This is a genomic window from Acidovorax bellezanensis (assembly GCF_025421555.1).
In the GTDB taxonomy this organism is placed as follows: Bacteria; Pseudomonadota; Gammaproteobacteria; order Burkholderiales; family Burkholderiaceae_C; genus Comamonas; species Comamonas bellezanensis.
The window spans coordinates 925,723-939,107 of record NZ_JAODYH010000003.1 but is presented as its reverse complement, the minus strand read 5'-3'; the positions used below and the strand labels follow the sequence as shown (position 1 = coordinate 939,107).

General features: G+C 59.5%; 22 protein-coding genes and 1 tRNA gene. 22 read left to right on the top strand and 1 reads right to left on the bottom strand.

Features of this window, described 5'->3' with window-relative positions; genetic code table 11:
- Positions 1–232: 232 nt before the first annotated feature.
- From rplN to N0K08_RS07830, 19 genes are all read left to right on the top strand, one after another.
- On the top strand, positions 233–601 hold the full coding sequence (gene rplN, locus N0K08_RS07920) for a 50S ribosomal protein L14 (RefSeq protein WP_119558617.1): 369 nt from the start codon (positions 233–235) through the stop codon (positions 599–601).
- A gap of 11 nt (positions 602–612) precedes the next feature.
- Entirely contained in the window at positions 613–933 is a 321-nt protein-coding gene (gene rplX, locus N0K08_RS07915) for a 50S ribosomal protein L24 (protein WP_261499584.1), read from the top strand.
- Positions 934–943: 10 nt separating this feature from the next.
- Positions 944–1,483: a 50S ribosomal protein L5 gene (rplE, locus tag N0K08_RS07910; RefSeq protein ID WP_119558615.1), complete on the top strand. Its 540-nt coding sequence runs from the start codon at positions 944–946 to the stop codon at positions 1,481–1,483.
- Between the two features lie 8 nt (positions 1,484–1,491).
- Complete coding sequence (rpsN, locus tag N0K08_RS07905) at positions 1,492–1,797, top strand: 30S ribosomal protein S14 (protein ID WP_261499582.1); 306 nt, start codon at positions 1,492–1,494, stop codon at positions 1,795–1,797.
- Positions 1,798–1,817: 20 nt separating this feature from the next.
- Positions 1,818–2,213 carry a 30S ribosomal protein S8 gene (gene rpsH, locus N0K08_RS07900; protein ID WP_261499580.1) on the top strand — a complete coding sequence of 132 codons (396 nt, stop codon included), beginning with the start codon at positions 1,818–1,820 and terminating at the stop codon, positions 2,211–2,213.
- A gap of 26 nt (positions 2,214–2,239) precedes the next feature.
- Entirely contained in the window at positions 2,240–2,773 is a 534-nt protein-coding gene (gene rplF / locus N0K08_RS07895) for a 50S ribosomal protein L6 (protein ID WP_261499579.1), read from the top strand.
- A gap of 11 nt (positions 2,774–2,784) precedes the next feature.
- The gene (gene rplR, locus N0K08_RS07890; protein WP_261499578.1) at positions 2,785–3,150 is read left to right on the top strand and encodes a 50S ribosomal protein L18; all 366 of its coding nucleotides are present in this window, start codon (positions 2,785–2,787) and stop codon (positions 3,148–3,150) included.
- A gap of 15 nt (positions 3,151–3,165) precedes the next feature.
- Positions 3,166–3,684 carry a 30S ribosomal protein S5 gene (rpsE, locus tag N0K08_RS07885; RefSeq protein ID WP_261499577.1) on the top strand — a complete coding sequence of 173 codons (519 nt, stop codon included), beginning with the start codon at positions 3,166–3,168 and terminating at the stop codon, positions 3,682–3,684.
- A gap of 11 nt (positions 3,685–3,695) precedes the next feature.
- Positions 3,696–3,878: a 50S ribosomal protein L30 gene (gene rpmD, locus N0K08_RS07880; protein ID WP_119558609.1), complete on the top strand. Its 183-nt coding sequence runs from the start codon at positions 3,696–3,698 to the stop codon at positions 3,876–3,878.
- Positions 3,879–3,889: 11 nt separating this feature from the next.
- Positions 3,890–4,321, top strand: coding sequence for a 50S ribosomal protein L15 (rplO, locus tag N0K08_RS07875; RefSeq protein ID WP_159911547.1), 432 nt, complete (start codon positions 3,890–3,892; stop codon positions 4,319–4,321).
- Positions 4,322–4,344: 23 nt separating this feature from the next.
- The gene (gene secY, locus N0K08_RS07870) at positions 4,345–5,664 is read left to right on the top strand and encodes a preprotein translocase subunit SecY (RefSeq protein WP_213299574.1); all 1,320 of its coding nucleotides are present in this window, start codon (positions 4,345–4,347) and stop codon (positions 5,662–5,664) included.
- A gap of 128 nt (positions 5,665–5,792) precedes the next feature.
- Positions 5,793–5,906, top strand: a complete 114-nt coding sequence (rpmJ, locus tag N0K08_RS07865) for a 50S ribosomal protein L36 (RefSeq protein WP_003050535.1) — start codon at positions 5,793–5,795, stop codon at positions 5,904–5,906.
- A 21-nt stretch (positions 5,907–5,927) separates the two neighbouring features.
- Positions 5,928–6,293, top strand: a complete 366-nt coding sequence (gene rpsM, locus N0K08_RS07860) for a 30S ribosomal protein S13 (protein ID WP_261499576.1) — start codon at positions 5,928–5,930, stop codon at positions 6,291–6,293.
- 18 nt (positions 6,294–6,311) lie between these two features.
- The gene (gene rpsK, locus N0K08_RS07855) at positions 6,312–6,716 is read left to right on the top strand and encodes a 30S ribosomal protein S11 (RefSeq protein WP_175502557.1); all 405 of its coding nucleotides are present in this window, start codon (positions 6,312–6,314) and stop codon (positions 6,714–6,716) included.
- A gap of 90 nt (positions 6,717–6,806) precedes the next feature.
- On the top strand, positions 6,807–7,430 hold the full coding sequence (gene rpsD / locus N0K08_RS07850; RefSeq protein ID WP_261499575.1) for a 30S ribosomal protein S4: 624 nt from the start codon (positions 6,807–6,809) through the stop codon (positions 7,428–7,430).
- 112 nt (positions 7,431–7,542) lie between these two features.
- Positions 7,543–8,535, top strand: a complete 993-nt coding sequence (locus N0K08_RS07845) for a DNA-directed RNA polymerase subunit alpha (protein ID WP_159911552.1) — start codon at positions 7,543–7,545, stop codon at positions 8,533–8,535.
- Positions 8,536–8,623: 88 nt separating this feature from the next.
- Entirely contained in the window at positions 8,624–9,013 is a 390-nt protein-coding gene (gene rplQ, locus N0K08_RS07840) for a 50S ribosomal protein L17 (RefSeq protein WP_261499574.1), read from the top strand.
- A gap of 25 nt (positions 9,014–9,038) precedes the next feature.
- A tRNA-Met gene (locus tag N0K08_RS07835) sits at positions 9,039–9,115 on the top strand.
- Positions 9,116–9,228: 113 nt separating this feature from the next.
- Positions 9,229–10,485: an Hsp70 family protein gene (locus N0K08_RS07830; protein WP_261499573.1), complete on the top strand. Its 1,257-nt coding sequence runs from the start codon at positions 9,229–9,231 to the stop codon at positions 10,483–10,485.
- A gap of 38 nt (positions 10,486–10,523) precedes the next feature.
- On the opposite strand, the gene rsmI is transcribed toward N0K08_RS07830, so the two are convergent.
- Positions 10,524–11,468 (bottom strand): 16S rRNA (cytidine(1402)-2'-O)-methyltransferase, encoded by a 945-nt coding sequence (rsmI, locus tag N0K08_RS07825; protein ID WP_261499571.1) that lies wholly within the window; start codon positions 11,466–11,468, stop codon positions 10,524–10,526.
- Here rsmI and N0K08_RS07820 point away from each other — a divergent pair.
- From N0K08_RS07820 to N0K08_RS07810, 3 genes are read left to right on the top strand one after another with little or no spacing between them, the layout of a single operon-like run.
- Entirely contained in the window at positions 11,468–11,878 is a 411-nt protein-coding gene (locus N0K08_RS07820; RefSeq protein WP_261499570.1) for a YraN family protein, read from the top strand. The genes rsmI and N0K08_RS07820 overlap by 1 nt on opposite strands.
- Before the next feature lie 52 nt (positions 11,879–11,930).
- Positions 11,931–12,539: an SIS domain-containing protein gene (locus N0K08_RS07815; protein ID WP_261499569.1), complete on the top strand. Its 609-nt coding sequence runs from the start codon at positions 11,931–11,933 to the stop codon at positions 12,537–12,539.
- Positions 12,536–13,198, top strand: coding sequence for a BON domain-containing protein (locus N0K08_RS07810; protein WP_261499567.1), 663 nt, complete (start codon positions 12,536–12,538; stop codon positions 13,196–13,198). The genes N0K08_RS07815 and N0K08_RS07810 overlap by 4 nt, the downstream gene beginning before the upstream one ends.
- Positions 13,199–13,385 lie beyond the last annotated feature (187 nt).

Below are 13,385 nucleotides of genomic sequence, written 5' to 3'. Positions count from 1 at the left end.
GGCCGTGCAGACATGCAACGCAGGGCTCGCAAAATGGGCTAAGCGGTTGACGTGCAAAGGAAATTCTGCGAGAATCGAATGCTTCACGTTTAATGCGTGAGGTTTCTGCCCAGCGGGAAGCGCTGCAAAATGGTTTGCGGTGTGGACGACGGGCCCAAGACTGACTGGCTGGTCGCAGCCCTTGAGAAGTACTCTGGGGCTGTCCAAGCTGGTGCAAGTTGGGAATATTGAAATGATCCAAACAGAATCTCGGTTAGAGGTTGCCGACAACACCGGCGCTAAGTCCGTCCTGTGCATCAAAGTGCTGGGTGGTTCTAAGCGTCGCTATGCAAGTGTTGGCGACATCATCAAGGTGAGCGTGAAAGAAGCTGCTCCACGTGGCCGCGTCAAAAAAGGCGAGGTTTACAGTGCAGTGGTCGTGCGTACGGCGAAGGGTATTCGCCGCGCCGACGGATCGCTCGTGAAATTTGACGGCAATGCAGCAGTTCTGCTCAACGCCAAGCTTGAGCCCATCGGCACTCGCATCTTCGGACCCGTGACGCGTGAATTGCGTACCGAAAAGTTCATGAAGATCGTGTCCCTGGCACCTGAAGTTCTCTAAAGGAAAGTGCAATGAACAAGATTCGCAAGGGCGACCAAGTCATCGTGCTGACTGGCCGTGACAAGGGCAAGCAAGGCGTCGTGGCGCTGCGCAAGGATGATTCTTACGTGTTGATCGATGGCATCAACCTCGTCAAGAAGCATGTCAAGCCAAACCCCATGAAGGGCACCACTGGCGGCATCGTTGAAAAGGCTATGCCTATTCACCAATCCAACGTGGCTATTTTCAATGCAGCTACTGGCAAGGCCGATCGCGTGGGCATCAAGCTCAGCGCCGACGGCAAGCACGTTCGCGTGTACAAGTCCAGCGGCGCTGAAATCAAGGCGGCCTAAGGGGTAAAACATGGCACGACTGCAAAAACTCTATCGCGAAAAAATCGCGGCTGAACTCAAAGAAAAGTTCGGCTACACCTCCTCTATGGAAGTGCCCCGTCTGACCAAGATCACCCTGAACATGGGTGTGAGCGAAGCCGTGGCCGACAAGAAGGTGATGGACAACGCTGTGGCTGACCTGACCAAAATTGCTGGTCAAAAGCCCGTGGTGACCAAGGCCAAGAAGGCTATCGCTGGTTTCAAGATCCGTGAAGGCCAAGCAATTGGCTGCATGGTGACCCTGCGTGGCGTTCAGATGTACGAATTCCTGGACCGTTTCGTCACCGTGGCTCTGCCCCGCGTGCGTGACTTCCGTGGTATTTCGGGCCGTTCGTTCGATGGTCGCGGCAACTACAACGTTGGCGTCAAAGAACAAATCATCTTCCCTGAAATTGAGTACGACAAGGTCGACGCACTGCGTGGTCTCAATATCAGCATCACCACTACAGCGAAGAACGACGAAGAGTGCAAAGCACTGCTCGCCGCTTTCCGCTTCCCCTTCAAGAACTGAGGTAGCGCATGGCAAAAGTAGCATTGATCCAGCGCGAACTGAAGCGCGAAAAATTGGCAGCCAAGTACGCTGTCAAGTACACCGAATTGAAGGCCATCGCCGGCGACGTTAAGCGTAGCGACGAAGAGCGTGAAGCAGCCCGTCTGGGTCTGCAGAAGCTCCCACGCAACGCGAACCCCACGCGTCAGCGCAACCGTTGTGCAATCACCGGTCGCCCCCGTGGTACGTTCCGCCAATTTGGCTTGGCGCGTGCAAAGATCCGTGAACTGGCTTTCGCTGGCGACATCCCCGGTGTCACCAAGGCCAGCTGGTAAGCAAGCAGGAGAGATTAAACATGAGCATGAGTGATCCCATCGCTGACTTGCTGACCCGAATCCGCAATGCACAAATGGTCGCCAAGACCACCGTGACGGCACCTTCTTCCAAAGTGAAGATTGCTATCGCCCAAGTGTTGAAGGATGAAGGCTACATCGACGGCTTCCAAGTGAAGACTGAAGATGGCAAGTCCGAACTCGAAATCACCCTGAAGTACTACGCGGGTCGCCCCGTGATCGAACGCATCGAGCGTGTAAGCCGTCCCGGCCTGCGCGTGTACAAGGGCCGTGATGCAATTCCACAAGTCATGAATGGCTTGGGCGTGGCCATTGTGACCACCCCCCAAGGCGTGATGACCGATCGTAAAGCACGTTCTACCGGTGTCGGTGGCGAAGTGCTTTGCTATGTGGCTTAACGTGACATTGAAGGAGAAATACTGAAATGTCTCGCGTAGCAAAAATGCCTGTGACCATCCCCGCTGGCGTGGATGTGTCCATCACTACTGCACAAATCAGTGTCAAGGGCACTGGCGGCACTTTGTCGCTGGCTCAAAACGCACTGGTGAAGGTAACCAATACCGATGGCAAGCTCTCTTTCGAGCCCGCCAACGACTCCCGTGAAGCCAATGCCATGAGTGGTACCCAGCGTCAGCTGGTGAACAACATGGTCAACGGCGTGACCAAGGGTTTCGAGAAGAAGCTGACGCTGATTGGCGTGGGTTTCAAGGCTGCTGCCTCGGGTTCCAAGCTGAACCTGGCCATCGGCTTCTCGCACCCCGTGAACTTCGAAATGCCCGCCGGCATTACGATCGCTACCCCCATCCCGACCGAAATCGTGATCAAGGGTGCCGACCGTCAAGTCGTGGGCCAACTGGCCGCTGAGATCCGTGCTGTTCGTCCTCCCGAGCCCTACAAGGGCAAGGGTATCCGCTATGCGGACGAAAAAGTCACGATCAAAGAGACCAAGAAGAAATAAGGAGCTGCAATATGTTGACCAAGAAAGAGCAGCGTCTCCGTCGTGCACGTCAGACCCGCATCCGCATTGCACAGCAAGGCGTGGCGCGTTTGAGCGTGAACCGCACGAACCTCCACATCTACGCCAGCGTGATCTCCGGCGACGGCACCACGGTGCTGGCCAGTGCTTCCACTGCCGAAGCCGAAGTGCGCACGTCGCTCGGCGGTTCGGGCAAGGGTGGCAACGCCGCTGCAGCAGCCGTCATCGGCAAGCGCATTGCTGAAAAAGCAAAAGCAGCTGGTGTTGAAAAGGTTGCATTCGATCGCGCAGGTTTTGCTTACCACGGTCGCGTCAAGGCTTTGGCCGACGCAGCCCGTGAAGCTGGCCTGCAGTTCTAAGCGGAGCGGATAAAAATGGCTAAATTTTCCCCCAAAGTGCAAGACGAAGGTCGTGACGACGGTCTGCGCGAAAAAATGATCGCGGTCAACCGCGTCACCAAGGTTGTGAAGGGCGGTCGTATCCTCGGCTTCGCTGCACTGACCGTGGTTGGCGACGGTGACGGCCGTGTTGGCATGGGCAAGGGCAAGTCGAAAGAAGTGCCTGTTTCCGTGCAAAAGGCGATGGAAGAAGCTCGCCGCAACATGATCAAGGTGTCCCTGAAGAACGGCACGATCCATCACATGGTTAACGGTCACCACGGTGCCGCTTCCGTCATGATGGCTCCCGCTCCCAAGGGTACCGGCATCATCGCTGGCGGCCCGATGCGCGCTGTGTTCGAAGTGTTGGGTATCACGGACATCGTGGCCAAGAGCCATGGTTCCTCCAACCCTTACAACATGGTTCGCGCCACGTTAGACGCCCTGACTCGTTCCACGACCCCCTCGGAAGTGGCATCGAAGCGCGGCAAGTCGGTCGAAGACATCTTCGCCTGATTGGAGTGCACATGACGACGCAACAAACTGTCAAGATTCAACTGGTGCGCAGCCCTATCGGCACCAAAGAATCGCATCGCGCCACCGTTCGCGGCCTGGGTCTGCGCAAGCTCAATAGCATTAGCGAGCTGCAAGACACACCCGAAGTCCGTGGCATGATCAACAAGATCAGCTATCTGGTCAAGGTCCTCTGAAAGGGTTGATGATGGAACTCAATAGCATCAAGCCTGCAGACGGCTCCAAGCACGCCAAGCGCCGCGTTGGTCGCGGTATTGGCTCCGGTCTGGGCAAGACTGCCGGCCGTGGTCACAAGGGTCAAAAATCGCGTTCGGGCGGCTACCACAAGGTTGGCTTCGAAGGCGGTCAAATGCCTTTGCAACGCCGCTTGCCCAAGCGCGGTTTCAAGTCGCATCTGCTGAAGTTCAATGCAGAAGTGACTTTGACTGCCCTCGAGCAACTCGGTCTGGCCGAAGTTGACCTGGCTGCCCTCAAGCAGGCTGGCCTGGTCGGCGAAATCGCCAAAGTCGTGAAGGTCATCAAGAGCGGCGCAATCACCAAGGCTGTAAAGCTCAATGGTATTGCTGCTACAGCGGGTGCCAAGGCAGCTATTGAAGCTGCCGGCGGCAACGTGGCCTGATTAAGTTCTGAAAGAAGACATCCGTGGCTACTAGCGCAGCTCAAATTGCAAAAACCGGAAAATTCGGCGATTTGCGTCGTCGGCTGGTTTTTCTGTTGCTTGCGCTGGTCGTGTACCGCATCGGGGCACATATCCCCGTGCCGGGAATCGATCCAGCGCAGCTGCAGCAGCTGTTCAATGGCCAGCAGGGCGGCATTCTCAATCTGTTCAATATGTTCTCGGGTGGGGCGCTTTCGCGCTTCACGGTGTTCGCACTGGGGATCATGCCGTACATCTCGGCATCGATCATCATGCAACTGATGACTTATGTCGTCCCGACGTTCGAACAGCTGAAAAAAGAAGGTGAATCGGGTCGTCGCAAGATTACCCAGTACACCCGCTACGGCACTTTGGCCTTGGCAATTTTTCAGTCCCTTGGGATTGCAGTAGCTCTGGAAAGCTCGGCAGGTTTGGTGCTCAGTCCAGGTATGGGCTTCCGTCTCACGGCGGTGGTCAGCTTGACAGCAGGCACCATGTTCCTGATGTGGCTCGGTGAACAGATCACTGAACGTGGTCTGGGCAACGGTATCTCGATCCTCATTTTTGCTGGTATTGCCGCAGGCTTGCCCAGCTCGATTGGTGGATTGTTGGAACTGGTGCGCACCGGCGCGATGAGCATTCTGGCTGCGATCTTCATTGTTCTCGTGGTGGCAGGCGTGACGTATTTCGTCGTGTTTGTCGAGCGGGGGCAGCGCAAGATCTTGGTGAACTACGCACGCCGTCAAGTAGGTAATAAGGTTTATGGTGGTCAGTCCTCGCACTTGCCACTGAAGCTGAACATGGCCGGGGTCATCCCTCCCATCTTCGCTTCCTCGATCATCTTGTTGCCTGCCACTGTGGTGAACTGGTTCAGTGCTGGAGAATCCATGCGCTGGTTGCGTGACATTGCTGGCGCCCTGACCCCTGGTCAGCCGGTGTACGTGATGTTCTACGCAGCAGCAATTATTTTCTTCTGCTTCTTCTATACGGCCCTGGTCTTCAACAGCCGGGAAACCGCCGACAACTTGAAGAAGAGCGGTGCGTTCATTCCGGGCATTCGTCCAGGTGAGCACACAGCCCGCTACATTGACAAGATTCTGGTTCGCCTGACCTTGGCTGGTGCGGTTTACATCACGTTTGTGTGTCTGTTGCCCGAGTTCATGATTCTGAAGTACAACGTTCCGTTCTACTTCGGTGGTACATCACTGCTGATTATTGTGGTGGTGACCATGGACTTCATGGCGCAGGTGCAGAACTACATGATGTCGCAGCAGTACGAGTCGCTCCTCAAAAAAGCGAACTTCAAGGCAACGCCGGGCACTTGAGATAGGTATGGGGTGCTTCGGGCGATGTCTGGAGCACCCGGCTAATAGTTAGTAGATTTGTCCCCGCAGGGACGCCACGAGTTCCGCGCAGTATGGCCGGAACGGATGCAAAGTTTTAGGAGAATGAAATGAGAGTTTCGGCTTCGGTCAAGAAAATCTGCCGCAACTGCAAGATCATCCGCCGCAAAGGTGTGGTGCGAGTGATTTGCACGGACCAGCGCCATAAGCAGCGCCAGGGTTGATTGAAAGTATAGAGGACGCATATGGCACGTATAGCTGGCATTAATATTCCGCCGCATCAGCATGCTGAAATCGGCCTGACCGCTATTTATGGTATCGGTCGTACCCGCGCTCGCAAGATTTGCGAAGCATGCGAAATCGCATATTCCAAGAAGATCAAAGATCTGACGGATGGCGATCTCGAAAAGATCCGCGACGCGATCGCTCAGTTCACCATTGAAGGTGACCTGCGTCGTGAGACGACGATGAACATCAAGCGTTTGATGGACATCGGTTGCTATCGCGGTTTCCGTCATCGCCGTGGCCTGCCCATGCGCGGCCAGCGCACTCGCACGAATGCGCGTACTCGCAAGGGTCCGCGTAAGAGTGCAGCGGCTTTGAAGAAATAAAGAGATTGAAAGATCACTATGGCTAAATCTCCCGCAAACAACGCAGCTCAGCGCGTCCGTAAGAAGGTTCGCAAGAACATTTCTGACGGTATCGCTCATGTGCACGCGTCGTTCAACAACACGATCATCACCATCACTGACCGCCAGGGCAATGCATTGTCTTGGGCTTCGTCGGGTGGCCAAGGCTTCAAGGGCTCGCGCAAGTCGACGCCTTTCGCAGCCCAAGTGGCTTCCGAAGTGGCTGGTCGTGCAGCGATTGAACAAGGCATCAAGAACGTCGACGTCGAAATCAAGGGCCCCGGTCCTGGTCGCGAATCGTCGGTGCGCGCTCTGGGTGCCCTGGGCATCCGCATCACTTCCATCTCGGACGTGACGCCTGTGCCGCACAACGGCTGCCGCCCTCAAAAGCGTCGTCGTATCTAATTTTTTATAAGCCCACCGCCACCTGCTTGGCTAGTCCATGCAGGTGGCTCCCGCAATTGTTTTTGCGGCAGATGACACAAGGAAGATCACGTGGCACGTTATATCGGCCCTAAGGCCAAACTTTCCCGCCGTGAAGGCACCGACCTGTTCCTGAAGAGCGCACGTCGCTCGATCGCGGACAAGTCGAAGTTCGACACGAAGCCAGGCCAGCATGGCCGCACTTCTGGCCAGCGCACTTCGGACTACGGTCTGCAACTGCGTGAAAAGCAGAAGGTCAAGCGCATGTACGGCGTGCTGGAAAAGCAATTCCGCCGCTACTTCGAAGCTGCTGATGGCAAAAAGGGCAACACGGGTGCAAACCTGCTGTCGCTGCTGGAAAGCCGTCTGGACAACGTCGTGTACCGCATGGGCTTCGGCTCCACGCGTGCAGAAGCCCGTCAGCTGGTGTCGCACAAGGCGATCACCGTGAACGGTAACTCGGTCAACATCGCTTCCTACCTGGTCAAGGCGGGTGACGTGGTTGCCGTGCGCGAAAAGTCCAAGAAGCAGGCCCGCATTGTCGAAGCCATGCAACTGGCTCAACAAGTTGGTTTCCCCGCTTGGGTGGAAGTCAGCCTGGACAAGGCAGAAGGAACCTTCAAGAAGGCTCCTGACCGTGACGAATTCGGCGCAGACATCAACGAATCTCTGATCGTTGAATTGTATTCGCGTTGATTTTCACCGCTACATTTCGCTAAAACCGTCCCTGAACCGCGAGGCATCGCGGTTTAGGCGCTTCACCAGCCTTACCGGTGTAACGAGCCGGGGGTATTGAGAGGAAGTCTGCATGCAAACCAATTTGCTGAAACCCAAGGCAATCAATGTCGAACAACTTGGCCACAACCGTGCCAAGGTCGCACTTGAGCCGTTCGAGCGTGGTTACGGCCACACGCTGGGCAATGCCCTGCGCCGTGTTCTGCTCTCGTCCATGGTGGGTTACGCAGCGACGGAAGTCACGATTGCTGGCGTGCTTCATGAGTATTCCTCGATCGATGGAGTGCAGGAAGATGTTGTCAACATCTTGCTGAACCTCAAGGGCGTGGTGTTCAAGCTCCACAACCGCGACGAAGTGACTCTGAGCCTGCGCAAGGATGGTGAAGGCGTTGTCACGGCACGTGATATCCAGACCCCCCACGATGTCGAAATCGTCAACCCTGATCATGTCATCGCCAACTTGTCGCAAGGCGGCAAGCTGGACATGCAGATCAAGGTGGAAAAGGGTCGCGGTTACGTACCGGGCAATGTGCGTCGCTATGGCGATGAATCTACCAAGTCGATCGGCCGCATTGTGCTGGACGCATCGTTCTCCCCTGTGAAGCGTGTCAGCTACACAGTGGAAAGCGCGCGCGTGGAACAGCGTACCGACCTCGACAAGCTGGTGGTGGAAATCGAAACCAATGGTGCCATCACGGCTGAAGACGCAGTGCGCGCTTCCGCCAAGATCCTGGTCGAGCAACTGGCTGTGTTCGCACAGCTCGAAGGCGGCGATCTGGAAGGCATCACTGGCAGTGCGGCTCCGCGTAACAACGCAAGCTTCGATCCGATCCTGCTGCGTCCTGTGGACGAGCTGGAACTGACCGTGCGCTCCGCCAACTGCCTGAAGGCTGAGAACATCTACTACATCGGTGATCTGATTCAGCGCACCGAAAACGAGCTGCTCAAGACCCCTAACCTGGGTCGTAAGTCGCTCAACGAGATCAAGGAAGTCTTGGCTTCCCGCGGTCTGACGCTGGGCATGAAGCTCGAAAACTGGCCGCCAGCCGGCCTGGACAAGCGTTAAGCTATAATTTGCAGCCCACTTCGGTGGGCAGTGCCTCGGGCAGTACCTGATACGGCTGCCTGATTTAATATATTCAAGGAAAAGCACCATGCGCCACGGTCACGGCCTCCGCAAACTCAATCGCACTTCTTCGCACCGCCTCGCGATGCTGCAGAACATGATGAATTCGCTCATCGAGCACGAAGCCATCAAAACCACCGTCCCCAAGGCCAAGGAACTGCGCCGCGTGGTCGAGCCCATGATCACCCTGGCCAAGGTCGACACCGTCGCCAACCGCCGTCTGGCTTTTGACCGTCTGCGCGACCGCGACAGCGTCACCAAGCTGTTCAACGTGCTCGGCCCCCGTTTCAACGCCCGTCCAGGCGGCTACACGCGTATCCTGAAAATGGGTTTCCGCGTGGGCGACAATGCGCCTATGGCCTTCGTCGAACTGGTGGAACGCACCGAAGAAGTTCAGAATTCTGACGCAGCTGCCTAAAAACTGCTGTACAATAACTACATACCGCGCGATGGAGCAGTCTGGTAGCTCGTTGGGCTCATAACCCAAAGGTCGGAGGTTCAAATCCTTCTCGCGCAACCAAACATTCAACGCCCACTTTTTAGTGGGCGTTTTTGTTTTTGCGGTCCGCCTTCTCGCTGGCCACCGCCGGTTCACCTTCTCTGCGCGCACACCCCCAGGCGCCCCTCTGATTGATGACTTCTTCGTTTCCCAGCACCCTCGGTATCGATTTCGGCACTTCCAACTCGGCCATGGCGCTGCGCATCGGCTCAGCGGCCGTCCGTCCCATCCCGCTCGAAGGGGAGCAGACGGCCATGCCTACGGCCTTGTTCTTCCACTCCGAAGAGCACAGCACCCATTACGGGCGCGATGCCATGACGCAGTACCTCGAGGGCGAGGAAGGGCGGTTGATGCGTTCGCTCAAAAGCCTGCTGGGCAGTGCGCTGCTGCAGGACAAGACGGCCGTGCACGGCCATCTGGTGAGCTACCAGGACATCATCGCCCTGTTTTTGCGCCACCTGGCGGCACGCGCCCAGCAGGTGCTGGGTCAGGTGCCCGAGCGCGTGGTGCTGGGCCGGCCCGTGCATTTCGTCGATGACGACGCCGAGCGCGATGCGCTGGCCGAAAGCGCGCTGCGCGAGGCCGCGCACCGCGCGGGCTTTGCGCAGGTGCAGTTCCAGCTCGAACCGATTGCTGCGGCGCTCGACTATGAGCAGCGCCTGGACCGCGAATCGGTGGTGTTGGTGGTCGACATCGGCGGTGGTACGTCCGACTTTACCGTCGTGCGCCTGGGGCCTGAGCGCATTGCGCGCGCGGACCGCAGCGTCGACGTGCTGGCCACGTCGGGCGTGCACATCGGCGGCACCGACTTCGACCATCGCTTGAACCTGGAGCTGCTCCAGCCCTTGCTGGGTTTTCGCCACATCGGCAAGACGGGGCGGGAAGTGCCTAACAAGGTGTTTTTCGACCTGTCGACCTGGCATCTGATCCAGTGGCTTTACACGGCCAAGGCCGTGCGCGAAGCCCAGGGCCTGCGCAGCAACTACCAGGACACGCGGCTGCACGAGCGGCTGATGACGGTGCTGGAAGAGCGCCTGGGCCACCGCCTGGCGAACACCATGGAGCAGGGCAAGATCGCGGTGTCGCAGACCGGCGCGGCGCAGACCCTGGACCTGGGTTGGATGGAAGCGCAGTTGCAGGCCGAGGTGACGCCCGAAGCGCTCACCGCGCATTTGCAGCCGGCACTGGCACGGGTCGTGGCCTGCGCAGCGGAATGCCTGCGCCGGGCGGGCTTGCAGGCCGATGCCGTCGATGCGATTTACCTCACGGGCGGCTCTTCGGCGCTGCGGCCTTTGCGCAGCGCGCTGCGCGTGGCTTTTCCGGATACGCCGCAAGTCGAAGGCGACCTGTTCGGCGGCGTGGCTTCGGGCCTGGCCTATACCCAGGGCTGAAGCCAAGGCCTGGCGCTCGGCCAGGCCCGCGGCAGCGATTACGCGTCGCTGTCGTCGTCGCCTTCGGCGGCGCTTTCACGCTTGATTTTCAGCGCTGCTTCATAGAGTTCGTTGCGCGGCGCGCCGCTGATGTCCGCGGCCAGCCGCACGGCCAGCTTGGTCGGCAGCTCGGCCAGCAGCAGGCGCAGCACGCGCAGGCCTTCGCCGCTGTCATCCTGCAAGGCCACGGGGTGCAGCACCACCACGAATTCACCGCGTGAGCGCTGGGGCGACCCCGCCAGCCAGGCCGTCAACTGGTCCGCGGGCTGGGTGACGATTTCCTCGAACTGCTTGGTGATTTCGCGCGCCAGTGTGACGGGCCGTGGGCCGAGCACGGCCAGCGCCTGGGCCAGCTCGCCAATGCGGTGCGGGGCTTCGAGCAGCACGCAGCAGCGCGCTTCCAGACCCAACTGCTGGATTTGCGTGGCGCGCTCGCCCTGTTTGCTGGCCAGGAAACCGGCGAACAGAAAACCGCTGCTGGCCTGCGATGGGGCCACCGCGCCGGCCACGCTCAGCGCGGCCGTGATGCTGCTGGCACCCGGCAGGGGAATGGTGCGCAGGCCCGCGGCCTGCACGGCCGCGGCCAGCCGGGCGCCGGGGTCGCTGACGCCGGGCGTGCCGGCGTCGCTCACATAGGCCACGCGCTGGCCTTGCTGCAGGCGGGCAATCACCTGCTGGGCGGCTTCGGCTTCATTGTGCTGGTGCACGGCCAGCAGCTGGCTGTTGGGCCTGTCCAGTCCGTAGGAGCGCAGCAGACCCTGGGTGTGGCGCGTGTCTTCGCAGGCAATGCTGTCCATGGTCTGCAGCACATGCAGGGCGCGCAGGCTGATGTCGGCAAGGTTGCCGATGGGGGTGGCGACCACATACAGGGCGCCTTGCGGATAATGTTGCGCCGAGGCTGCCTCGTGGGCAGCGGTCAGCGCAGAAGCGAAAGAGGCACTCAATGGGTTTCCTTGCAAAAAAGCCTGCAGCAGCCGGTGTGGCGCCGGCCACCACGCGGCAGCTGGGCCAGGCCGGTGAAGACCGGGCGTTGCATTGTCTGCAGGCCGCGGGCCTGCGTCTGGTAGAGCGCAATTATCGAACGCCCGGGCGCGGCGGCGGTGAGATTGACCTCATCATGCGCGATGCCGAAGGGACACTGGTGTTTGTCGAAGTGCGCAGCCGCAGCCGGCGCGACTATGGCGGTGCCGGTGGGAGCATCGATGGCGTCAAGCAGGCGCGCATCGTCCATGCGGCCCAATGCTACCTGCAGCGCTGGCCGGCGCCACCGCCTTGCCGCTTTGACGTGGTGCTGATCGAGCCCGGACGTCCGGGAGGCGTGCAGTGGCTGAGGGCGGCGTTCGAGGCGCAATGAAAACGGTTTGCTACAAAAGGGATGATACCCACGCAGGTATCATCGGGCCTCCATGCTAGAGCAACGTATCCAACAGCATTTCATCGACAGCGCCGACCTGAAGTATCAGGCCGCGCAGGCGCTGAGTCTTCCCATCGCTTCCGCTGTGCAGGCCATGCTGGCCTGCGTGACCAGTGGAGGCAAAGTTCTGGCCTGTGGCTCAGGCCCTTCCGTCACCGACGCGCAGATGTTCGCATCTCTGTGCGTGACGGGGTTTGAACGCGACCGTCCCGAGCTGGCAGCCCTGGCGCTGAGCCCGCAAGGCGGCTTGCTGGGCAGCTTGCCGGCATCCGGCGGCGGCGGCAATGCCGTGCACTATCTGGCCCGCCAGGTGCGTGCGCTGGGCCAGGCCGGCGATCTGCTGCTGGTGCTGTCGGTGACAGGCAACGACCCCTGTGCGCTGGAGGCGGTGGAAGCCGCCCACGAGCGCGACATGATGGTGGTGGTCCTGAGCGGCCGCACCGGTGGCACGCTGGCGGCGCGCATGCGCGAGACCGACGTGCTGGTCTGTGTGCCCCATGAGCGCGCGGCGCGGGTGCGCGAAGTGCATGCCCTGGTGTTGCACTGCCTGTGCGATGGCGTGGATGCCCAGTTGTTAGGTGAACAGGAGATGCCTTTATGAAGAGCAAGATCAGTCGTGCCATGTGTTCCGTCCTGGCCTGTGTGGCGCTCGGCGGTGCCTTGTCGGCCTGCGTCCCCCTGGTGGTGGGTGGAGGCATGGTCGCGGGCAGCCTGATGGCCGTGGACCGGCGTACGGCAGGCACCCAGGTCGAGGATGAAAGCATTGAGCTCAAGGCCAATGCGCGCATCCGCGAGACTTTCAATGACAAGGCGCGCATCAGCGTGACCAGCTACAACCGCCAGGTGCTGCTGACCGGCGAGGTGGGCAATGCGCAGGACAAGGACAAGCTGACCCGCCTGATCGAGGCTGTGGACAATGTGCGCTCGGTGGTCAATGAAACATCGGTGGCCCCGTTCACCGCCACGCTGAGCCAGCGCTCGGCCGATACTTTCATCACGGGCAAGGTCCGCGCCAGCCTGCTGGATGCCAAGGATTTGCAGGCATCGGCCTTCAAGGTGGTGACCGAGAACAAGGTGGTCTACCTGATGGGCATCGTCACGCCGCGCGAAGCCAAGCGCGCAGCCGAGATCGCGCGTGGCGTCAATGACGTGACCAAGGTGGTTCGCGTGTTCGAAGTGGTTTCGGAAGACGAACTGGCACGCTACCAGCCCAAGCCGGCGCCGGTGACCACCGACGCGTCGCCGTCGCCATCGCCTTGATGGCGTAAGCTTCTGAAAAAAAGCCGGCATTGCCGGCTTTTTTTTGCCCGCGTCGGCGAGCGGAAGGCACCGGTCAACGTAGCGGAGCGCCAGAAAAAGGGCACGTTCGCCGCCGCCGGGCCGCCCCTCGGCGGCCCCTCCAAGGCGGGCGATGGCCCCCTCTCGGGGGGGCAGCGGCTACGGCGCT